This is a genomic window from Gilliamella sp. B3464 (genome assembly GCF_026536145.1).
GTDB lineage: Bacteria > Pseudomonadota > Gammaproteobacteria > Enterobacterales > Orbaceae > Gilliamella.
This window is the reverse complement of sequence record NZ_JAFNOQ010000012.1, coordinates 1-23,201: the sequence shown is the minus strand read 5'-3', so window position 1 is coordinate 23,201 and position 23,201 is coordinate 1. Positions and strand designations below refer to the sequence as shown.

General features: G+C 36.7%; 22 protein-coding genes. 5 read left to right on the top strand and 17 right to left on the bottom strand.

Annotated features, from left to right (window positions below):
* Positions 1 to 22: 22 nt before the first annotated feature.
* The 9 genes from atpD to tyrA form a co-directional block, all read right to left on the bottom strand.
* Positions 23 to 1,405 carry a F0F1 ATP synthase subunit beta gene (atpD, locus tag J3U57_RS11300; protein WP_267333962.1) on the bottom strand — a complete coding sequence of 461 codons (1,383 nt, stop codon included), beginning with the start codon at positions 1,403 to 1,405 and terminating at the stop codon, positions 23 to 25.
* A 47-nt stretch (positions 1,406 to 1,452) separates the two neighbouring features.
* Positions 1,453 to 2,322, bottom strand: a complete 870-nt coding sequence (gene atpG, locus J3U57_RS11295) for a F0F1 ATP synthase subunit gamma (protein WP_065633167.1) — start codon at positions 2,320 to 2,322, stop codon at positions 1,453 to 1,455.
* Positions 2,323 to 2,336: 14 nt separating this feature from the next.
* On the bottom strand, positions 2,337 to 3,878 hold the full coding sequence (gene atpA, locus J3U57_RS11290) for a F0F1 ATP synthase subunit alpha (RefSeq protein WP_416379598.1): 1,542 nt from the start codon (positions 3,876 to 3,878) through the stop codon (positions 2,337 to 2,339).
* 11 nt (positions 3,879 to 3,889) lie between these two features.
* On the bottom strand, positions 3,890 to 4,423 hold the full coding sequence (gene atpH, locus J3U57_RS11285; protein ID WP_267333961.1) for a F0F1 ATP synthase subunit delta: 534 nt from the start codon (positions 4,421 to 4,423) through the stop codon (positions 3,890 to 3,892).
* A gap of 13 nt (positions 4,424 to 4,436) precedes the next feature.
* Positions 4,437 to 4,907, bottom strand: a complete 471-nt coding sequence (atpF, locus tag J3U57_RS11280) for a F0F1 ATP synthase subunit B (protein ID WP_065563773.1) — start codon at positions 4,905 to 4,907, stop codon at positions 4,437 to 4,439.
* 24 nt (positions 4,908 to 4,931) lie between these two features.
* Positions 4,932 to 5,162, bottom strand: a complete 231-nt coding sequence (gene atpE, locus J3U57_RS11275; RefSeq protein ID WP_034901511.1) for a F0F1 ATP synthase subunit C — start codon at positions 5,160 to 5,162, stop codon at positions 4,932 to 4,934.
* Positions 5,163 to 5,198: 36 nt separating this feature from the next.
* The gene (gene atpB, locus J3U57_RS11270; RefSeq protein ID WP_267344902.1) at positions 5,199 to 5,981 is read right to left on the bottom strand and encodes a F0F1 ATP synthase subunit A; all 783 of its coding nucleotides are present in this window, start codon (positions 5,979 to 5,981) and stop codon (positions 5,199 to 5,201) included.
* A gap of 251 nt (positions 5,982 to 6,232) precedes the next feature.
* Positions 6,233 to 7,570: a phosphoglucosamine mutase gene (glmM, locus tag J3U57_RS11265; RefSeq protein WP_267333959.1), complete on the bottom strand. Its 1,338-nt coding sequence runs from the start codon at positions 7,568 to 7,570 to the stop codon at positions 6,233 to 6,235.
* A gap of 151 nt (positions 7,571 to 7,721) precedes the next feature.
* On the bottom strand, positions 7,722 to 8,843 hold the full coding sequence (tyrA, locus tag J3U57_RS11260; protein ID WP_267344904.1) for a bifunctional chorismate mutase/prephenate dehydrogenase: 1,122 nt from the start codon (positions 8,841 to 8,843) through the stop codon (positions 7,722 to 7,724).
* Positions 8,844 to 8,957: 114 nt separating this feature from the next.
* Between tyrA and xthA the strand changes: the two genes are divergently transcribed.
* The 3 genes from xthA to J3U57_RS11245 all read left to right on the top strand — a co-directional run bounded on the left by xthA (position 8,958) and on the right by J3U57_RS11245 (position 13,044).
* Positions 8,958 to 9,764: an exodeoxyribonuclease III gene (gene xthA / locus J3U57_RS11255; RefSeq protein ID WP_267344906.1), complete on the top strand. Its 807-nt coding sequence runs from the start codon at positions 8,958 to 8,960 to the stop codon at positions 9,762 to 9,764.
* 31 nt (positions 9,765 to 9,795) lie between these two features.
* A complete protein-coding gene (gene xseA, locus J3U57_RS11250) occupies positions 9,796 to 11,148 on the top strand; it encodes an exodeoxyribonuclease VII large subunit (protein WP_267333956.1) in 1,353 nt (450 codons plus the stop codon).
* Between the two features lie 225 nt (positions 11,149 to 11,373).
* Positions 11,374 to 13,044, top strand: a complete 1,671-nt coding sequence (locus J3U57_RS11245) for a molecular chaperone HscC (RefSeq protein WP_267344908.1) — start codon at positions 11,374 to 11,376, stop codon at positions 13,042 to 13,044.
* Positions 13,045 to 13,136: 92 nt separating this feature from the next.
* On the opposite strand, the gene J3U57_RS11240 is transcribed toward J3U57_RS11245, so the two are convergent.
* Positions 13,137 to 15,827, bottom strand: coding sequence for a hypothetical protein (locus J3U57_RS11240; RefSeq protein WP_267344910.1), 2,691 nt, complete (start codon positions 15,825 to 15,827; stop codon positions 13,137 to 13,139).
* Positions 15,818 to 16,516 carry a DUF1266 domain-containing protein gene (locus J3U57_RS11235; RefSeq protein ID WP_267344912.1) on the bottom strand — a complete coding sequence of 233 codons (699 nt, stop codon included), beginning with the start codon at positions 16,514 to 16,516 and terminating at the stop codon, positions 15,818 to 15,820. Before J3U57_RS11235 ends, J3U57_RS11240 begins: the two co-directional genes overlap by 10 nt.
* A gap of 250 nt (positions 16,517 to 16,766) precedes the next feature.
* On the opposite strand from J3U57_RS11235, the gene dolP reads away from it, so the two are divergent.
* Positions 16,767 to 17,345 (top strand): division/outer membrane stress-associated lipid-binding lipoprotein, encoded by a 579-nt coding sequence (gene dolP / locus J3U57_RS11230; protein ID WP_267333952.1) that lies wholly within the window; start codon positions 16,767 to 16,769, stop codon positions 17,343 to 17,345.
* A gap of 47 nt (positions 17,346 to 17,392) precedes the next feature.
* On the opposite strand, the gene csdE is transcribed toward dolP, so the two are convergent.
* From csdE to J3U57_RS11200, 6 genes are all read right to left on the bottom strand, one after another.
* The gene (gene csdE, locus J3U57_RS11225) at positions 17,393 to 17,788 is read right to left on the bottom strand and encodes a cysteine desulfurase sulfur acceptor subunit CsdE (protein ID WP_267344914.1); all 396 of its coding nucleotides are present in this window, start codon (positions 17,786 to 17,788) and stop codon (positions 17,393 to 17,395) included.
* Between the two features lie 68 nt (positions 17,789 to 17,856).
* Positions 17,857 to 19,080 (bottom strand): cysteine desulfurase CsdA, encoded by a 1,224-nt coding sequence (gene csdA / locus J3U57_RS11220; protein WP_267344915.1) that lies wholly within the window; start codon positions 19,078 to 19,080, stop codon positions 17,857 to 17,859.
* Entirely contained in the window at positions 19,037 to 19,915 is an 879-nt protein-coding gene (locus J3U57_RS11215) for a U32 family peptidase (RefSeq protein WP_267333949.1), read from the bottom strand. The genes csdA and J3U57_RS11215 overlap by 44 nt, the downstream gene beginning before the upstream one ends.
* Positions 19,916 to 20,065: 150 nt before the next feature.
* Entirely contained in the window at positions 20,066 to 21,061 is a 996-nt protein-coding gene (gene ubiU, locus J3U57_RS11210; protein WP_065633153.1) for a ubiquinone anaerobic biosynthesis protein UbiU, read from the bottom strand.
* 295 nt (positions 21,062 to 21,356) lie between these two features.
* Entirely contained in the window at positions 21,357 to 22,058 is a 702-nt protein-coding gene (locus J3U57_RS11205) for a hypothetical protein (RefSeq protein ID WP_267333947.1), read from the bottom strand.
* Between the two features lie 454 nt (positions 22,059 to 22,512).
* The gene (locus tag J3U57_RS11200) at positions 22,513 to 22,770 is read right to left on the bottom strand and encodes a hypothetical protein (RefSeq protein WP_267358469.1); all 258 of its coding nucleotides are present in this window, start codon (positions 22,768 to 22,770) and stop codon (positions 22,513 to 22,515) included.
* A gap of 134 nt (positions 22,771 to 22,904) precedes the next feature.
* Between J3U57_RS11200 and J3U57_RS12855 the strand changes: the two genes are divergently transcribed.
* On the top strand, positions 22,905 to 23,039 hold the full coding sequence (locus J3U57_RS12855) for a SymE family type I addiction module toxin (protein WP_416379681.1): 135 nt from the start codon (positions 22,905 to 22,907) through the stop codon (positions 23,037 to 23,039).
* Positions 23,040 to 23,201 lie beyond the last annotated feature (162 nt).

The window sequence follows — 23,201 nt, the reverse complement described above, 5'->3', positions numbered from 1 at the left end:
CTCTCTCCGTTCTATAAATCTCTTAGAGAGATTTTGCTTTCTCAATCGCTTCGTCGATTGAACCAACCATATAAAATGCCTGTTCAGGAATATGGTCATAATCACCGTTCATAATACCTTTAAATGCACTGATGGTGTCTTTTAATGGTACGTATTTACCTGGCGAACCAGTGAATACTTCCGCAACGAAGAATGGTTGAGATAAGAAACGTTGAATCTTACGTGCACGAGCAACAGTTAATTTATCATCTTCTGATAATTCATCCATACCAAGGATTGCAATGATATCTTTTAATTCTTGATAACGTTGCAAAATTGACTGTACACCACGAGCACAATCGTAATGTTCTTGACCAACAACAAGTGGATCTAACTGACGACTTGTTGAGTCAAGTGGATCAACCGCTGGATAAATACCTAATGATGCGATTTGACGACTTAATACGATTGTTGCATCTAAGTGAGCAAAGGTTGTTGCTGGTGATGGGTCGGTTAAGTCATCCGCAGGTACATATACCGCTTGAATTGAGGTGATTGACCCTGTTTTGGTTGAGGTGATACGTTCTTGAAGAATACCCATTTCTTCTGCAAGTGTTGGTTGGTAACCTACCGCAGATGGCATTCGTCCTAATAAAGCTGATACTTCGGTACCGGCTAAGGTATAACGGTAAATATTATCGATAAATAAGAGTACGTCTTTACCTTCGTCACGGAATTTTTCAGCCATGGTTAAACCAGTTAACGCAACACGTAAACGGTTTCCTGGTGGCTCATTCATCTGACCATAAACCAGTGATACTTTATCAAGTACGTTTGATTCTTTCATTTCGTGATAGAAGTCGTTACCTTCACGTGTACGTTCACCCACACCAGTAAATACTGAGTAACCTGAGTGTTCGATCGCGATGTTACGAATTAACTCCATCATATTAACGGTTTTACCCACACCCGCACCACCAAATAGACCAACTTTACCCCCTTTAGCAAAAGGACAAATTAAGTCGATAACTTTGATGCCGGTTTCAAGTAATTCTGTTGAGTTAGCCAACTCTTCGTATGTTGGTGCTGCACGGTGAATTGCCCAACGCTCTTCTTCACCAATAGGACCTGCTTTATCAACAGGATCACCAAGTACGTTCATAATTCGGCCAAGTGTTTTTGTTCCCACAGGAACTTCTATGCCGTGACCTGTGTTTACTACTTTAAGTCCACGTCTTAAACCATCAGATGATCCCATTGCAATACAACATACAACGCCACCACCTAATTGTTGCTGAACTTCCAGAACTAATTTTTCAGTGCCGGTTTCCACTTCTAATGCATCATATACCTTTGGTACAGCATCTTCAGGGAATTCGACATCAACCACCGCACCGATGATCTGGACAATCTTTCCAGTAGCCATTTTTAATCCTCTACGTCTTTTTCTTAACTATTAGCCAATATTTAGCCTTAACCTGAAACAGCAGCGGCACCCGATACAATATCAATTAATTCATTGGTAATTGCACCTTGACGTGCTTTGTTATACGCAATTTGTAATTCATTGATTAAGTTTGCACCGTTATCGGTTGCTGCTTTCATGGCTACCATTCTTGCTGCTTGTTCACTCGCTAGATTTTCAACCACAGCTTGATAGACTTGTGATTCAATATAACGACGTAAAATCACATCTAATAATGATTTCGCATCTGGCTCATAAATATAATCCCCTGATGAAGCTTTAAGCTTTTCATCATCTGAATGTGGTAATGGTAATAACTGCTGTATAGTTGGCTTTTGCGACATGGTATTAATAAATTTATTGGTGACAATATATAATCTATCAACCTTGCCATTGTCATATGCCTCAAGCATTGTTTTTACCGGTCCAATCAAATCAGATAATGTTGGTTCATCCCCCAAGTTGGTTACTTGGGTTAGTATGTTCGCTTTAACCGATGAGAAAAACGATACCCCTCGTGATCCAATTAAAGCGACATCAGACTCAACACCTTTTTCCTGCCATGCTGACATATCAGCAATGACAGTTTTGAAAAGATTAATATTTAAACCACCGCATAAACCACGATCGGTCGAAATGATAAGATAGCCAACTCGCTTAACATCTCTTTCTTCTAAATAGGGATGCTTGGCACCTATTTGAGCTAACGCTAAATGTCCAATTACTTCACGAATCATTTCGGCATATGGTCGGCTAGCTGCCATTCTATCTTGCGTTTTACGCATTTTAGAGTTGGCAACCATCTCCATTGCTTTAGTGATCTTTTGTGTACTTTGGATACTGGCAATTTTGGTTCTAATCTCTTTTGCATTAGCCATTTGTTATCCCATCCTTACCAAGTTTGAGTTGATTTAAAGCTTTCAAGCATTGCTTTTAGCTTGTTTTCAATCTCATCATTGTAGTTACCAGTTGTATCGATTTCCTTAACAAAATCGGCATATTGGCTATGGGCATAAGCAAGAAGTGCTGCTTCAAATGGTAACACTTTAGTCAGTTCAACATCTTCAAGATAACCACGTTCAGCAGCGTAAAGCACAATTGATTGCTCAGCAACTGTCATTGGTGAATATTGCTTTTGTTTGAGTAATTCAGTTACCTTTTCACCATGGCTTAATTGGTTTCTTGTTGCTTCGTCTAAGTCAGATGCAAACTGTGAGAACGCAGCCAGTTCACGATATTGTGCAAGTGCTGTACGAATACCGCCTGATAATTTTTTCATTATCTTAGTTTGAGCCGCACCACCCACACGAGAAACCGAAATACCCGGGTTTACCGCAGGACGGATACCTGAGTTAAATAAGCTGGTTTCAAGGAAGATCTGACCATCTGTAATCGAAATTACGTTAGTTGGTACGAACGCTGAAACGTCACCCGCTTGAGTTTCGATAATTGGTAACGCAGTTAATGAACCGGTTTTACCTTTTACTTCGCCTTTAGTGAACTCTTCAACATAAGCTTCGTTAACACGCGCTGCACGTTCAAGTAAACGTGAGTGAAGATAGAACACGTCACCAGGATAAGCTTCACGTCCAGGTGGGCGACGAAGTAGTAATGAAATTTGACGATAAGCAACGGCTTGTTTAGATAAATCATCATAAACAATTAGTGCATCTTGACCGCGATCGCGGAAGTATTCACCCATCGCACAACCTGCATAAGGTGCTAAGTATTGTAATGCTGCTGATTCAGATGCTGATGCAACAACCACAATCGTATTTTTAAGTGCACCATGCTCTTCGAGTTTACGTACTACGTTAGCAATAGTTGATTGTTTTTGACCGATTGCGACGTAGATACATTTAACACCAGAATCACGTTGATTGATAATGGCGTCGATTGCTAATGCGGTTTTACCCGTTTGACGGTCACCGATGATAAGTTCACGTTGACCACGACCAATTGGAATCATTGAGTCAACCGCTTTATAACCAGTTTGTAACGCTTGGTCAACTGATTGACGGTCGATAACGCCTGGCGCAACGACTTCTACAGGTGAGAAGCCGTCATGTTGAATCGAACCTTTACCATCAATTGGTTCGCCAAGTGTATTAATAACACGACCTAATAAACCATCACCAACTGGTACTTGTAAAATGCGACCTGTACACTGTACTTTCATCCCTTCAGACAAGTCTTCGTAGGGTCCCATGACCACTGCACCAACAGAATCTCTTTCAAGGTTTAATGCCATTGCATAACGGTTGCCGGGTAATGCAATCATTTCGCCTTGCATGACATCAGTTAATCCGTGGATTCGAAGGATACCATCACTTACTGAGATGATTGTTCCTTCATTGTGAGCATCGCTCACAATATTGAACTGAGCGATTCGCTCTTTAATTAGTTCACTTATTTCAGTTGAATTTAGCTGCATTATCAGTCCCCTTAAGACTGTAGAACGTCATTTAGTCGATTTAGACGTCCTCTGATACTACTATCAATAACCATATCGCCCGTACGAATAATAAAACCAGAAATGAGCGATTTATCAATATGACATTTTAGTTTTACTTTTCGTGATAAACGTTTTTCGACAGCGACAGAAATTTTATCAAGTTGTTCACTGCTCAGCTCGTTAGCAGAAATTACATCAACGTCTGCCTGGGCTTCTCTCTCTAAACAGTATTGCTCAAACAGTGTTAACACTTCAGGAAGAAGCGATAAACGTTTGTTTTCAGCCATCACTTTAATAAAATTAGTGCTAAACTCATCAAGCACATCTTTACAGATGTTAATGAGTAAGTTCGCCACTGAATCGGTTTTCATGTCAGATGTTAAAATACTTTTTATTTGAGCATCTTTGCTCACTTCAGCAGTTAACACTAACATTTTGTGCCATGATTCGATGCTATTTTTTTCAACAGCAAAGTCGAAAGCGGCTTTAGCATAAGGGCGAGCAATCGTAATTAAGTCAGCCATTGCTCTATTCTCCTTATAGTTCAGCTACGAGTTTATCAATGATGTCGCTGTTAGCGGCTTCATTAACAGAACGTTCAATAATTTTTTCTGCACCGGCAATAGCGAGTGTAGCAACTTGTTGTTTAAGCTCTTCACGAGCGCGTTTACGCTCAGCTTCAACTTCAGCAAGTCCTTGAGCTACAATCCTTTCTTTTTCACGAGTAGCTTCTTGTTTAGCTTCTTCAAGAATGGCCGCTTTGCGTTTATTCGCTTGCTCAATAATTGCATTAGCCTCAACCTTAGCCTGTTGCATTATGTCAGATGTATTTGCTTTGGCTAATTCCAAATCTTTTTTTGCTGTTTCTGCTGAAGCAAGTCCTTCCGCTATCTCTTTTTGGCGTTTTTCAATCGCGCGGATAACTGGAGGCCAAACAAACTTCATACAGAACCAAACAAACAATACAAATGTAATTGCTTGGCCGAGGAGAGTTGCGTTCATATTCATGAGACGATTCCTCTTAAATTTTTATTAACCTGCAACAGCAAAAATGACATATAGTGCAATACCTACACAAATCATTGGGATCGCATCAACTAGACCCATAACAATAAAGAATTGAGTACGTAACATAGGCATTAATTCTGGTTGACGTGCAGCACCTTCTAAGAATTTACCACCTAGTAAACCAATACCAACTGCACCACCAATTGCAGCTAATCCCATCATTATGCCTGCGGCTACAAATAACATACTATCCATTATATACTCCAGTTTATTATCAAAAAAATAGTGAAATTAATGTTCTTCCGTTGCCGATGCCATAGCTAAATAGACGATCGTCAACACCATAAAAATAAATGCTTGTAATGTAATAATTAAAATATGGAAAATGGCCCACGGTAATGATAATACCCACTGTGACCACCAAGGTAATAGTGCAGCAATTAAGATGAAGATAAGCTCACCTGCATACATGTTACCAAATAATCGAAGTCCTAAAGATACGGGTTTAGCTAAAAGGCTAACTAACTCAAGCACTAAATTGATCGGCGCAAATGCCCAATGATTAAATGGGTGAAGGGTATATTCCTTGATAAATCCAGAAATTCCTTTGTACTTGATTGAATAAATAATAATGAGTGCAAACACGCCGAGTGACATTGACATTGTAATACTAACATCAGCTGTCGGTACCACTCTTAAATGAGAAAGACCTAACCATTGCGCTGCATAAGGTAGAAAATCAACAGGGATAAGGTCCATTAAATTCATTAAGAAAACCCAAATAAACACTGTTAAAGCAAGTGGAGCGATCAGTTTATTTTGACCTGTAAACATGTCTTTGACAGTATTATTAACAAATTCGAAGATCATCTCGATTGCACATTGTAGTTTACTTGGTACACCACTGGTTGCTTTCCTTGCTACACGATGGAAAATCCATAAGAAAAGCACACCAAGTAAAATTGAGAAAAATAATGAATCAAGATTAAAGGTCCAAAAACCCGAACCCACCTGCAAGTTCTCAAGGTGATGCTTAATATAAGCTTGTGGTGAAGCTGGAGAGGAAACTGACATATAACCCTCTTACCTATTTCTAATAATAAAAAAAACACTGCTTATTTTTAACCTTAAAAGGTATAAGCAATCGCTGTAATAACCGAAGCTACTATTTTAAACCCAATTGCCTATATTAAGTCAACAACTGATTAACAAAATTAAGAATTTAGACACTTTTTACTAATTTTGTGTAAAGAATAGAAGCTGTAAGAATAACTTTATTAGAAATATTACCCCATCAATAGCTAAATTAATGGGGATAAATGGCGCTAATTTTGCGCTTTGACTGCTTGGGCAATTTGTTCAGCTAAGTTTTGAACTTCGGATTGATCGGTTCCTTCTACCATAACTCGAATAAGCGGTTCTGTGCCTGATTTACGAATCAAAACTCTACCATGGTTACCGAGTTGTTGTTCGGCTTGTTTAATGGCGGTTTTTACTGCATGACTCTGTAGAGGATCATGTTGGCTTGTGAATCGAACATTGATTAATACCTGCGGCAACATAGTCATACCACTACAAAGATCGGCTAAAGACATATTATTGTGTACCATTGCAACCAATACTTGTAAACCAGCGACAATGCCATCCCCTGTGGTTGTTTTATCTAATAATAAAACATGCCCTGAATTTTCAGCACCGAGTCGCCAGTTTTTTTCAATGAGTTTTTCTAGTACATAACGATCGCCAACTTTCGCTCTTTCAAATGGGATACCCAGATTTTTTAGCGCGAGCTCAAGCCCCATGTTACTCATTAATGTGCCGACAACGCCGCCTTTTAGTTGCCCCTGTCTTAAAGCCTCTCGGGCGACGATATAGATGATCTGATCTCCATCAACTTTACAGCCTTTATGATCGACCATAATAACGCGATCACCATCACCATCTAAAGCAAAACCTAAATCCGCTTTTTCATCAATGACACGTTTGGATAATGCTCTAATGTCTGTAGCACCGCAATTATCATTGATGTTGACGCCATCTGGTTCACAACCGATTTTTATCACATTGGCGCCAAGTTCACGTAATACTTTAGGGGCGATATGGTAGGTTGCCCCATTCGCACAATCGACAACAATTTTTAAACCAGATAAGCTAAGATCATGGTTAAAAGTACTTTTACAAAATTCAATATAGCGGCCAGCAGCATCAGTGATACGACTAGCTCGGCCCAGTTGTTTTGATTCAACGCAGTCTATTGGTTTTTCAAGCTGAGCTTCGATCTCTAATTCAATTTCGTCATCAAGCTTTTTACCCTCTGTCGAAAAAAATTTGATACCGTTATCATAAAAAGGGTTATGTGAAGCTGAAATGACAACCCCAGCATCTGCACGAAATGTTCGGGTTAAATAAGCAATAGCAGGCGTCGGCATTGGTCCAGTAAAAGCAGCAGCAACGCCCGCTGAAGCAAATCCTGCTTCTAAAGCTGATTCAAGCATATAACCTGAAATACGGGTATCTTTACCGATAATAACTTTTTTTACTCCATCTTTGGCTAATACGCGACCGGCAGCCCAACCTAATTTAAGTGCAAAATCTGGTGTGATAGGATATTGCCCCACTTTTCCTCGAATTCCATCGGTTCCAAAGTATTTTCGATTCGACATGTTTATTCCCTCACACAAAAGTAATTTTGATTAACTCATTTATAATGAGTAATTTTTATTATTAAACATTAATAATTACACGCCAATAAGGTGTAATTAATGACTAAATTATCGTAAAATATTTAAATTTTACTGAATGTTAACTGTAATTTTAATCTCGATTATCATTGGCAAATTTTAATAAAACTTGGCTCTCTTTTATAAATCGCTTGGCATAAGGACCAAACCATTTGGTGACTTCATTGAAATTTTCAACAAATTTAGTTTTATCTCGTTGTTCAATTAATTTCACCATTTGGCCAAAACATTCATAATAGCGTTTAATTAGTTCAATATTATCATCGGATGCCATGATGATATCGGCATAGAGCTCGGGATCTTGAGCAAATAAACGCCCCACCATCATGAGTTCTAATCGATAAATCGGTGATGATAAGGCGATGAGCTGCTCCAAATCGGCTTGTTCACGTTGTAGATTAACGCCATATGAAAAAGAGGTGAAATGGCGTAAAGCTTGAATAAACGACATACATTTATCATGTTCTTTAGCGTCAATTGCGCATAAGTTAGCACCCCAAATTCGCATTTGCTCGATAAGCCATTGGTATTGTTCTGGATAACGACCTTGGCAATAAACAATAATTTGTTTGGCTAAATTTGGCACGTCTGGACCAAACATTGGGTGTAATCCAACTACTGGCCCTGAATGTTTATCAAGCATGGCTTGTAATGGTTTGACTTTTATAGACGTAAAATCAGTTAAGATACAATCTTTGGGTAACGGCGGTAATTGATGAATAATATCACACGTTTTATTGATAGGAACCGTAACTATTACAACAGCGGCATCAGCGACAACTTCAGCAGCTTGATGCATGGTTTTTGAACCTAAGGTTTTAACTTCATAACCTGATAGGGTAAATAGTTTGGCAAATAGTCTTCCCATTTGACCATTACCACCGATGATGACAATTGATCCGCTACCTGTATATACTTTTTTGAAACCTTTATCGTTTTCACTGATGTAAGACTCACGCATTAACCGGCGTAAAATATCCTCAATTAAAACGGGTGATATGCCTAAATTTTCGGCTTCGTGTTTACGTTTAGCTAACATATCGGCTTCACGTTTGGGATCATAAATCGGAATTCCATGTTTGCTTTTTACCTCACCAACTTTGGCAACTAATGCTAGTCGTTGACTAATTAAAGCTAAAATTGATTTGTCGACTTCATCAATTTTATCGCGTAGTGTGAGTAATTCCGTTGACATAGATGGGATTCCTTTAGCACAAATTGAAGCTTTTACTGTAATAGCTTAACAGTATAACGTATTTTTGGTAGCATGAGTCAATGACAACGTTAATTCCAGTATAATAAATTTATTATGAAAGTTATCTCATTTAATATTAATAGTCTTCGCGCCAGAATTCATCAGCTCGCTGCGATTATTGATATCCATCAGCCTGATATAATCGGTTTACAAGAAACGAAAGTACATAATGATCAGTTTCCGGTTGAAGAGTTAGCCCAATTTGGTTATCACTTACATTATCATGGGCAGAAAGGGCACTATGGTGTTGCACTTTTAACCAAGCAACAGCCCATATCAGTACAATGTGGCTTTCCCACCGATGAACAAGATGCCCAATGCCGTTTAATCATGGCACAATTACCCACCAATGAAGGTAATTTAACGGTGATTAATGGTTATTTTCCTCAAGGCGAAAGTTTACATCATGAAATCAAGTATCCAGCAAAACGTAAGTTTTATCAGGATCTGATTGATTACCTAAAACAGCAACAATTAAGTGAACAGCTCTGTTTAATTATGGGCGATATGAATATTTGTCCAACTGATATTGATATTGGAATATCGGACGATAGCCGTAAACGCTGGCTACGTACTGGTAAATGTTCGTTTTTACCTGAAGAGCGAGATTGGATGAACAATTTACTGTCGCTTGGCTTTACAGATACTTATCGTAATGAACATCGAACAAAACAGGAATATTCTTGGTTTGATTATCGTTCCAAAGGCTTTGATACGGGTACTGGGCTTCGAATTGATTTAATTTTAGCCAGCCCAAAACTGTTATCTTATTGTCAGCAAACAGGTATTGATTATGAAATTCGGGCAATGGAAAAGCCGTCTGATCATGCGCCAATTTGGGCAGAGTTTGATTTAGTTTAAGTTTATACACCTATTTAGTAAGGATAATAGCATGCAAAGTCGTTCAATTTTATCAGTTAAAGATCTTAATCAAATGGTAAAAGATGTACTTTCAGATGCTATTGGCCAGATTTGGTTAGTGGGTGAGATTTCTAATTTTTCTCGCCCATCATCAGGTCATTGGTACTTCACGCTAAAAGATGATGCAGCTCAAGTGCGATGTGCAATGTTTCGTAATAGTAATTTTCGAACGGGCTTTACTCCCCAAAATGGCCAGCAAGTTTTAGTTCGAGCAACTGTCACACTTTATGAAGCACGCGGTGAATATCAACTGGTGATTGATCAGCTACAACCAGCAGGTGCAGGTTTATTACAACAAAAATTTGAACAGTTAAAGCAAAAACTATCCGACGAGGGGCTATTTGATGCTATTTATAAAAAACCCTTACCGGATAATATTCGAACAGTAGGTATTATTACTTCATCAACCGGCGCAGCACTACATGATATTTGTCAGATATTAAAGCGCCGAGATCCAAGTTTGCATTTAATTATTTATCCAACACAAGTACAAGGTACTGAAGCTGCCGCGCAAATTGCTCGAATGATTGAAATTGCCAATATTCGTCAAGAATGTGATGTATTAATTGTTGGCCGAGGAGGGGGATCATTAGAGGATCTTTGGTCTTTTAATGAAGAGGTCGTAGCAAGAGCGATTTTTGCTAGCCGTTTACCGATTGTCAGTGCTGTTGGGCATGAAATTGATTTTACCATTGCCGATTTTGTCGCTGATGTTCGAGCTGCTACGCCTTCGGCTGCTGCTGAATTAGTTAGCCAAGATAGCTTAGATCAAATAAAGCGGTTACAAATTCAAGAACAGTATTTATCTATGGCTATTGATTACTATTTAACAAGATGCCGTGAAATGTTAAATAAAGGGTATCATCGATTACAAACTCAACATCCGCAAGCAAAGTTAGCCAAACAGTTAAATGTACTATTAACTTATCGTCATGCCTTATATGACAATATTCAGCAATATTTGCTTCGACAAACAAATCGATATAATTACTTAGATAAAAGATTGTTACGTCTCTCTCCGCAAAATACGATAAGCGCTTTACAGCAGACAATTAATCAACGTCAGCAACAAATAATCCATCTGATTGAGCAAAAATTTACTCAATCACAACATCAATTCGCCTTACAAACCTCACAGCTTAATAGTGTCAGTCCACTTGCCACATTAGAACGAGGTTATTCAGTGACCACAACGGTTGATAATGCGGTGGTCGGTTGTGCGGCACAAGTGACCGTTGGTGATTTCATCATTACCAGGTTAAAACAAGGTAAACTTGTTAGTCAAATTACTACAATTGATGATAAAGATATCACCTCAAAGTGATCTCAGTGAATATAAAAATTAAGAGTATTCGATCTAAATTGAATAAGCTTTATCACAAGGTTGATATTTAAATTGGTTGTTCACTATATTTATTAATTGAATTGTCAAAACTTGCTGAAAATTATATTTTTTATCGATATTTCAAGGTGTTATTTGCTTTGCAATTTAGGCTGGCACTAGTATATAATTCGAGCATAACAAATTATTATTTTATTTAAAAAGTGTATGAATCCTCCAATTGGTATTGATTTAGGTACGACCAACAGTTTAATTTGTGTCTGGCAAGAAGGTAAGCCAACGTTGATTCCCAATGCTATCGGTGAAGTTGTAACACCTTCTGTGGTAAGTATTGATGAAGATGATTCTATTTTAGTTGGCCGTGCAGCGCTGTCTCGCCTAACGACTCATCCTGATAAAAGTGCTGCCGCATTTAAACGATTTTTAGGTTCAAATAAAATTTATGAGCTAGCCGGTAAAAAATTCACCCCAACAGAACTTTCAGCATTAGTTTTAAAATCGTTAAAAGCCGATGCCGAAGCATTTTTGCAACAAGAAATTTGTGATGTTGTTATTTCTGTTCCGGCTTATTTTAATGATGAACAGCGAAAGCAGACTCGTTTTGCTGCCGAGTTAGCTGGTTTAAACGCAGTTCGTTTGATTAATGAACCAACTGCTGCTGCCATGGCCTATGGATTACATGAAGAACAATCAGGTAATACGTTAGTATTTGATTTAGGTGGCGGGACCTTTGATGTAACCGTACTTGAATATGCTCTACCCATTATTGAGGTTCACGCGTCAGCGGGTGATAACTATCTAGGCGGTGAAGATTTTACCCATGAAATTGTTCAAGCTTGTTTAAGTGAATGGAAGCTTAAACAACAAGATATTGCTGTTGATGATTATGCTCGATTATTAGATTTAGCTGAACAAGTCAAATGCAAGTTAAATGGTGAACAAATGCAATATTTAACTTGGTTTTGGCAAGATAAAGAGTGGCAATTTGAACTTAATGAAAGTCGAGCTAAAGTGATTTGGCTACCACTGCTTAATCGTTTGCGAGCGCCAGTTGAACAAGCCTTAAGTGATGCGCGTTTAAAGCCTGCTCAACTTGAACATATCGTATTAGTAGGGGGATCATCACAGCTAGGTGTGGTGCGTGAATTGGTGACTAAACTTTTTGGTAAATTACCTTATCGTCACATCAATCCGACTACAATTGTGGCACAAGGTGCGGCGGTACAAGCGGCTTGCCGTTTGCGCAATCAAGATGTTGAAGAGGTAATATTAACTGATGTCTGTCCTTATACACTTGGTATTGAAAGTTGTTCAGGTAAGGTAAGTGGCTTGTTTTCACCTATCATTGAACGTAACACTATTGTGCCAACGTCTAAGGTAAAAACGTTTTATTCAACGCAACCACAACAAAAAGCGATCTGCATTTCGGTTTATCAAGGCGAAAATCCTCGAGTAGAAAATAATGTGTTGATTGATGAGTTTGAAATACCACTTACACCGATGGAAAAAACACAGGGTGTTGATGTTCGTTTTAGCTATGATTTAAATGGATTATTAGAAGTTGACGTTGTTCTACTTGAGACTGGTGAGCAATATGGTAAAGTGATCGATCAAAGCCCAATTGGATTAACCGATAAGCAAAAACAGGAAAGCCATGAGCGGTTAAAAGCGTTAAAAATACACCCACGTGATGAAATGCCAAATCGTACTTTATTGGCAAGATTAGAGCGTGCATGGGCGCAATCACTAGGCGATGAACGACTGTTGATTGGATCTTATATTGAAGATTTTTTAACGGTATTAAATCAACAAAATTTAGATGAAATAAATCAGATGCGCAGTGAAATTGAGTCACAATTAAACGATTTAGGTCGGTAATTGCTTAGCTGCATGATTTGATAAACGTTTAATTCCCCCCTTTTTATTTAGTTGATTTAAAAAAGGGGGAAGTTTGGCTAACGACTTTTGCTTTATTCTAAAGGCGGACCAAAACGATTGAGCTGTGTAAAACTAGGCTGATAACAAGGATACAGTAAAAAGATTAACAAAAATGTGTTTATACTAAAAAAGTATTTTTGTCCTTGATAGCTATCATTCAGACGTCGTTTTATGGCAAACACGATATTTATTCCGGCAAAAATATAAGATATCGTCAAGAGTACAGAAAATATATTTGGCGTCTGATTATATATATCCATAAATGTCTTACCGTAAGCAATGATAATCAAACTAACAAATAACTGTTTCGCAAATCCAGATAGGTCAGTACGGCCATTCCAACGCCAAAATTGCGTCCATTCATTTTTAGGCAGCGATAACGAGTTTAAATACGCTTGTTTTTGGTTATTTTGGGCTAAAAGCAGTGTGGCACAAAGTCGCAGTATCAAATCATTATCCGTGTTATCTTTTAACTCTTCTAATTTTTCAAGTTCAGTTTCTGAGCATATACCATATTTTTGAGATAAAAGTGCAATCATTGACTGTATCAATTGTGCTGGTTGGTGATGGCTGGCGTTTTGTTTGAAGTTATTCAAATAAGGTAAATCCCCGCTTTTCTGCAAATTAGTTGCTACTTTGATTAATGCTTTATCATCACCAGCAAAGTTTTTTAGTATTTGATCTAGCTGTTTAGTTTGCGAAGGTTTATTTAAGACAATCTTATATAAAAACATTAAATAAATTCGATTGCCATTTTTTAATTTTGCATGCCATGAGTGTGCTAATTTTTGCTCAATATCATTAAAATCAACGTTGTTTGGCTCATCAATAAAAGACTCTATCGAATCGGGATAACTGATTAACATACTATTAATCAATTTATTATCATTATTAATCAAACTGTATAATTCATCGCTTGTTTGCCATTTAGGATTTTTAAAAATTTCTATAATGGGTTTAAGTGCATTATTATTCGATAAATTAAAGGTATTACTGTGTTGTTGCAGGTATTGAGCGGTTTTAAAAGGCGAGTTAACAATGGCTAGCGCCAAGATACATTCACGATACCACTGCCAATAGTTATTTTTGTTGTAAAATATTGTGTTGTCATTGGGTGGTGAGGGTAATTGATAAACATTTTGAAATTTAAAATATACAACCCAGTCATACATCTCCATATGGGTGTAGTTTAGATTTTTATAAAGATGTAATATTGCGATGTCAGGTAAATGATCAAACCTATCAAGGAACAACCGGCTATATAAAAACTGATCGCCATTTTCATCTGGATCAAATCTAGCGGGAATAGGTAAGTTTTCATTATTATCATATAGCCAAGCTTTGAACTCTTTCACTGGCGTAAGTCTTGATAGCCATGCTAAATGTTGTTTAGCTTGTCGCTTTAAATTAGTCAGAATAAATTGTTCAAATGGATCATCGCTCTGTTCATCTAAAATTTGTTGTAACATTGTTTCGTTACCGTGCCGTAACATGATGGCATGACGATATAAACGCAATAAGCGATTGCTACCATCATCAAGTAATAACATTGATAAGATTTGTCGGTAATTCCAGTTTGTACTTAAAGCCCAATTAATAAAATCTGCAATCTCCGTGCTATATTCGCTCGGATCAATTTTGGCTAATCGAGCGATGGTGGTTGGTGTAAATTGTGGAATGGTAAATAGATAATTGTCAGTTTTATCTACTTCAAGGCAGTAAGAGTCATTAAGCGCAACAAATAATAATGGCAGGTAATTACTAGCATAATATGCACACCAACCCGCAATCCAACTTTCTGCTTTTTCTACATAATGCCCTGAATGGTAAAGATCAATCCAAGCTTGTAAAGCCTGCTGTTTATTATTGAGTAAAGTATATTGATTTGCCGCGATATATTTCCATTCAATAATTAAATATTCAGCTTGATCTGGTTGTGTTATTGCTGATAGCGCATAGTCTAAAATTGCTTGATTTTCTAATTCAGCCACACAATGCCAGTAGCTTAAAGCAAGCATCAATGTTTTATCATCAGGCAAATAAATAACAGTATCTTGTTGTAAATAGGCGTAAAGGTCCGCCGAACGTTGCTCCCAATATATCCATTTGGCATTATACACATACTCAATTGTGACATTTTGTATTGGCTTATTCGTTGTGGGTAAGGCGGTGTAATCAAAAAAATCCCCACCCTCAAGATATTTTAAAAAATTGTTGTAGTGTTCATATTGATCGGGATATTGGCTGATGAGTTGTTGTCGCCAACGCAAATTTTCGGCTAATAAGTTAACACATGATTGTGATATATTGGTAGTTTCATAACTTATTTCTAGCAATTGCCATTTGGCGATATCTATTACCGCCATTGGATAATCATAAAACGAACCAATAAATTTTTGCCACTCATCAATTTTGTAACAACGGTTAGGATCGTGTAATAGCGCTTGATAAGCAGCACAAATTTCATTTGCTTGAATTTGTTCGTCACTTAAAGGATCGTTTGGTTTTACTTCAGATTCTGCTTGTGGTTGATCAATTACTGTTTCGGTGGATTGTGCATACAGTATTGCATTGTCATAGGCTTGGCGTAACGCTTTAAACCCCTCAGGATCCCTTTCAGGATGATAATCAGGTAACTTAGTTCGATATGCTTGACGAATAACTGCGATATCTTTTGTTGGAACAATTCCTAATAAATGCCAAATATCTTCATTCATGACCATTGATACTCCATTAATGATTCAGGTTTTTGTTGATCATCCAAATCAATAAACCAAGGTAAGCGGTTAAATGGTGCTTGTAAGTCTGAATATAAATTGGTCATGGTATGTGCGTTTGAAGCTCTGGATAATTCGCAACGTAGTAATTCTAAGTTTTCTTTATTATTTAGTGATATCCAATACTGATAGCCAATAAACCAACTGGTGAAATAATGTTGCCAAGAGCTATAATAATATTGGGCACGAATACCAATTCTGAATAAAATCCATAATGCTTCTTGTTCGGTGATATATTTGTTTGTGATACCATTACGTAAAATATAGGCCATCCGTGCATAATCCCAACTTCGGATGCTAGCTACACCACATATAGGAAAGGTTTGTTTAACAAAATCAAGCAACACTTTTTGGTAGTCAGTTTGCTCGTTATAATACTTACACCAGTCAAATTCTGCATATCGTGAATAGATAAAATAATAGTGAGACAGTGTTGAAGCATGCCCATCATCGACCATATCAAACACGCAATTTAGTAAAGTTTCTCGAGAATCAATCCCCCAACTTTCGCTCATATCAACAAAATCTTGTTGAGGATAAAAAAATGGTGAAGTATAACTGGCACCCTTATCTTTATGTAATACAACCATCGGTGCTGACAATCCATATAGCCAATCGATAATATCTTGATTCATATTTTTTATTTATATCATTACTTATATTATTTAATATAAAAAGATAGCAGATTTAAGCTTAAAAACGAAATTGTTATTTAAATTAATGGGATTAGATACATTTTAAAAATCCCTTTGATTGAGTGAAATGAATCTTAGACTTGTTGCAGTTACGGTAATTATATTTTGCAAATCAATGTCAACAAGGCATAATAAAAGCAAAGTAATCACTATTTGATTACTAAGAAGCAATAAATAAAAAGGAGTCACCATGAAAAAAATTGCTTTATTTGCAATATTCATATTTGGTGTGTTTATGTTGCAAGGTTGTGTTGCTGCCGTAATTGGCGCAGGGGCGGGCGCTACTGCTAAAGTGGCTTCAGATCCACGAACAGCAGGAACACAAGTTGATGACACTACACTCAATTCACGTATGGGCATGAAGTTAAAAGATAACGCATCCACATTTATTGGATCCCATATTGCAACAACTGCTTATGATGGCAATATTCTTTTAACTGGTCAGGCAACAAATGAACAAATAGAAAAAGCGGATAGCTTAGCCCATGAAGTTGAAGGGATAAAAAAAGTTTATAATCAAATTCGTGTTGGTGAGCCTGTTGATGCAGGTACCATGACCAATGATGCGTGGATCACTACCAAAGTAAAATCTCAATTAGTTTTTAACGCTGAAACAAAAGCACGTAAAATAAAAGTTGTGACCGAAAACGGAGAAGTTTTTTTAATCGGTATTGTTACTGAGCAAGAAGGCAAATCTGTTGCTGATGTCGCAAGTAAAGTTGATGGCGTTAAAAAGGTAATTACGCTTTTTACCTCTCCAGAAAATTAATTTATCTGATGATTAAATGGGGAACTGACTCCCCATTTTAATTGCAATTAACCTATAGATTGAATCCGAGTAATTAATTGGCTTAATCCGTGTAAACGTGAAGGGCTTAATTCATCAGTAATTTTGAGCTTATTTAAAACAGCTAGAAAATCAATATTACTAATTTGCTGGGCTGTTTTATTGTTTGCCAATATAATCAATATAGCCAATAACCCTTTTACAATCCTACCTTCACTTTCGCCTTGAAAAATAAATGTACCATCTGGTTGTTTTTGCCAAGTTAACCATACTCGATTTTCACAACCTTGTACTAGGTTTTGCTCGGTTTTGAGTTCGTCTGGAAAATCAGGTAACTGTTTGGACAGTATAATTAACTGACGATAACGATCTTGCCAATTTTGTTGTGCTAAAAATAATTCAGTTAACGTTTGCGGTGATAGCATAATTAAACCCTTTTATCGCTGATTAATTATCAAATAGATTAAGCTAATGCCTATGTTTTAGGCTATAGTTAACTCAATACCTCCATCGCATTTTTTAATGCTGTAATGAATTTATCGATATCTTCCTGGTTATTATATGGCATGAGCGATATACGGATCACACCTTGGCAACCTAATTTGCTCATTAAAGGCTGGGCACAAATCTCGCCAGTTCGAATAGCAATTTGCTGCTCACTTAATAAAATCGCGATATCATTGTGGTGAATTTGATTAATATTAAAACTAATAATGGGGCTATTATCAACGCTGTAAAACTTGATATTAGCTAATTGTGTTAACTGTGTTTTAGCATACTGAGATAATTGATCTGTATATTGCTCAAGTTGAGCCAATGACCAATTTTTAAGCCATTGCAGTGTGGCATCAAATCCTATAATTCCAGCAATATTAGGGGTACCTGCTTCGAACTTATAAGGTAGATCTGCCACAACAAATTCTGTTAATGATGCCTTTTTTAACATTTTGCCCCCACCTTGCCAAACCGCCATTTGTTCAAGTAATGCTTTTTTACCATATAAAATACCTAGACCTGTTGGACCATATAATTTATGGGCAGAAAAAGCATAAAAATCAATGTTAAGTGCTTCTACATTGATCGGTTGGTGAACAATACCTTGGGCACCATCAACCACTAAAATAGCGTTATATTGATGTACTAACTGACTAATAGCGAATAAATCAGGGCAAAATCCAGTGACATTCGACATTTGCGTGATAGCTACAATTTTAGTTCGCGATGAAAGTAGTGATGTCAGTTCATCAACATTGGACGACCATTTTATAATTTTGGCCCCGGTTTGCTGCGCAACAATTAGCCAAGGTAATAAATTGCTATGATGCTCTAATTCACTGACAATAATTTCGTCATCCGGCTTCAATAAAGGGCGAGCATAGCTTTGTGCAATTAAGTTAATTGATTCAGTCGCCCCTTTGGTCCAAATAATTTCACTACTGTTTTTGATTGCAATTAAATCAGCAACATTTTGTCTGGCCTGCTTAATTGCTTCTGTCACTTTTACCGCATCGTGATGTAAACTACGCTCAGCAGTTGCCGTATTATGGGTATAATATTGCACCGTTGCATCAATCATCGCTTTAGGCTTGAGTGCGGTTGCTGCTGAGTCTAGGTAAACACTTTCGCTAGTTAATGCTGGAAAATCCGCTCTAAATTGTTTAGGCGAAAAATGTTTATTGGCTGAGTTCAAGTCCGGCGATACCATTCCAGTAACCATTACAATCTCGTTTATGTTCAATGTTTAATGGATGTGATCCATCTTCATTTGCTTTAAATTGCTTAACAATGTCGAGTGTTGCTAGCCCAAGTGGCGAAATTCTAACGATATCGACAAGTCCTTTCATGTCTTTAAGATTATTTCCTAAATTGTAACAATAACCACTTTGTGTTTGAATGCCATTTAGTACAAAGACCTTTTGTTGTTCTTGAGAAAATACTTCTCGACCAACCGGATATTTGATACAACAAGTTTCACATTTATCTTTAGGCTTATCTTCTGATCTTGCAGTAAAACAACGCGCTGAATACGCTAAAGGTAGATAGCCGTAACTAAACACTTCAACTTCAAACTTTCGTTCAATATGTAAACCATCAAATTGATTAAGCACATTAGTTAACCAATCACGTGACAGTTCAACCGGCATACACCAACGTATCATACCTTGTTTTTGTAATAATTTTAAGGTTAAAGCGTTATAGCAATTAATCGCAGGGCCTGCTACAAAGGGTAATTTATGTTCTTGCGCTATATTAATTGCAGCTAAGTCATTCGCCTCAACTAAAAAGTCGCCATTATTAACTAATTGTCGTAAATCATTAAGTTCTGAAGGGGCTTCGAGTAGTGCAAGTGTTGACAAGACAACTTGCTTACCTGATTTTGCGATCTGCTTTGCTAATTCTAACCAATTAGCCACTTTCATTTCACGACGCTTAGTGCATACGGTCTCACCCATATAAATAATATCAGCCTCACTATCTTTAGCTGCGTGATAAAAAGCTTCAGTTTCGATTTTAGGCCAATAATAAAGCACTGGACCTAATGCGTATTTCATAGTTTTGCTCACTATATTGATATTTTATTGTTAAAAATGATTAATAATAATTGTTAATCGACATCATTTCTTTAAAAAAGAAGCGATTTAAAAAAGATTAAATCTTTTTTAAATGTTTTATTGTGGTGTTTTAAGTCGACCAATATCACATTATTGCCATTTGCGATGGTATGCACCTAATGTTGTCTGCGTTCCCTCAGAAACCGAACCAAGTGTATCCATCCAACTTTTTTCTGCCTGAAATGTTTGAGGATTTGCTTTATAGCGATCTATCGCTTGGCGCCAGACTTTTGTTACTTGTTCAACATAAGCCGGACTACGCTGTCGCCCTTCAATTTTAACTGATGCAATATTGGCTGCAAACAGTTCGGGTAATAATTCGATAGTGTTTAAGCTCGTCGGTTCTTCAATCGGGTGATAAAGTTCATTACCAACAAAATAACGCCCTTTGCAAAGGGTTGGATAGCCGGCGTTTTCACCTTTTTTATGGCAGTCAATTAACACATTATTTAAACGGGACTCAAGACCTTTTTCGGTCTCCTCCCAACGTACAAATTTTGCGGGTGAACAGGCGCCAACGGTATTAGGTGATTCGCCAGTTAAATAAGACGATAAATAACAGCGACCTTCAGCCATAATACATAAACTACCAAAAGCAAACACCTCTAAAGGAACCGGTGAAACTTGTGAAAGTTGTTTTACTTGATGCATAGATAAAACGCGGGGTAAAACAATACGATGTACGTGAAAATTATTATAATAAAACTTAATTGATTCTTCATTGGTTGACGACGCTTGCACCGACACATGACGTTCAAGATTTGGATACTTCTCTGCTGCGTAATCAAGCATGGCCAGATCTGCAATAATTAATGCGTCAGCGCCGATATTAGCTGCGGTATCTACCGCATGTTGCCAGCGCTCAAAGTTTTCAGGGTGAGCGAAAGTATTAATCGCAATATGCAATTTTTTACCACGCTTATGCACATAGTCTGAAGCTTCTAATAATCGTTTCTCATTAAAGTTTAAACCGGCAAAATGACGAGCATTAGTGTCATCTTTCAAACCGATATAAACAGCATCAGCGCCATTATCAATTGCCACTTTTAGTGAAGGTAAAGATCCAGCAGGGCACAGAAGTTCCATAATAATTCCTAACTTATGTTATGTATTCAATACGTGGTGTATTATGCAATAAATTATCATCTAATGCGAATAGAAAGCTAATTTTAGCTAAAAGAACAGCACAGGTTTAGTTTTGGGTATTATAAAGTTAACAGTGACTAATTAATATTGAAGATAATAAGGAATTAAACTAGTCAGTCACGGTGACACTATAAAATAGTAGCAACTAACTAAGCTGATTTAATAAATTAATGACCAGATATTAACTATTTTTTACCTGGTCAGGATGTTATAAAAAATTAACTTAATTAATTCTCTATTTTAGCGCATTTTCAAAATTAGTCATATTTTGCTCTGATTTTAATCGGTTTATACAGGCATTAATTGCTTTACTGGCAGTATCTTGTACTAATTGATAATTATTGATCTCCCATTCATTAAAGGGCTTAGTTCTCTCTTCTGGTGTCAGATCGTTTTGCTCAGAACAATCAAAACGAAACCCGTTAGTACGTATAGTGGTGTTATAAATAAAATTATATTTATTATCGGTTAATCCATCATAAATTAATTTAAATTTATAAGGTTGTATGGTTATAACATTGTCTTTTTGGTTATTAGCATCGAATTTTTTAATTATTGTATATAACTGTGGGGTTAAATAATCCATAGTTTTATTTGGAACCGAATTGATATAACTGCCTTTTAAATCCTCTTTTGAAAAACCATCAATACTACCGCTACCAGTCCCATCAAGGAATAGTGTGGCAAATTCAAGAACCTTTAATCCGACAACTTTTGCTGTATCTGCACGAGAGACAATATTTAAATAATTATTTGTATCGTCTACAACGTCACCATTAATCGCGTTTTCAGTTAAAATATCAACTGTTGTGCCATTATTTAACGTTATTGTATCGGTATTTACAATTGTTGTTCTAGGTAGTGACTCTCTATTAGCACAAGAAATTAGGCTTAACATACTACAGGTTACTATAAACAATTTAAAAACTTTCATCATTATTATTCCTATTAGGTATTATTATTTTTGTTATTTTTCAATAAGCTATGTAAAATGTGTCTATGTGTTTTTTTGATGCGTTTTCATTATGGTTGTAAAAGTATTGAATGTCGAGATTTGTTTGCCACATTTGAGCTTAATTGATGCATGTATATTTTCGATTAAAAAATTTTTATTTGTATTTTTGTTTTGTATGTTTACATTCGATCAGTGTTAATTCTTACCTGATTTAATAATTAACATGCGATAAAATATACATAAAAAAACGTTGATGTAGTCTTAAGTAGTGCTTTTTGTTGGAGGCGGACTATATATTACAATTAATCAATTCAATAACTGTTTTTTTATTAATATGACATAACGCATATTTATCTCAACTTGTTGAGAATTTGGTGAAAAATACCATGTACTTTACTTCAAATACTTATGAACGACTATCTTTAAATCTAACATATTAATTCACTTCCAAAATTTGATTCTTTCTATCATGAATAATTAACTCACTATTATCTATTGCTGAATGCGTTATCGATTGTTCATTGTCTTTTTTATTATAACCGGCTGGCACCATTGGCATGCCAATGGTGCTGACGCCAACACTGCTGCTGCTGACTTTATAATCCGCTTTATTTTCGCTATGATTTTGATTAGTGGATAGTTGAAAAAGCGAGGAACTAAAGCCACAAGATGAGTTTAAGTTTGAGACGGTCAAGCAGATGACTGCTGACGAGCAGAAGTCAATAAAAGAGATTTTAGACGCGATGATTTTAAAGCATCAGGCTAAGCAGTTGATTGGTTAATTACCGAGCTAGCTAAACAAGAGAAGCTACACAACACAATAAATAACTGCGCAGATTAACGGTCGGCTACAACCCTAACGGTGTGCAATTCAACCCAAGACCACAACTGACCATTAAAAGCAGGTGGCTGGCGCAATTCGGCTTTTATGTGGACTGCTATGTTATCGTTCAGATTGAGTAAGGCAAATTGATAGTAACACTTGCGAAGTAGATCGCATAGTTAGTAATTAATTAGCTCAGTTCTGCAACAGGGATCGTAGAACTGGGAAAAAACACATAAACTAAACATCATCGGTTGAAACAACATCAATTGCACCACAAGCTTTAAAAAGCCATTTTAATG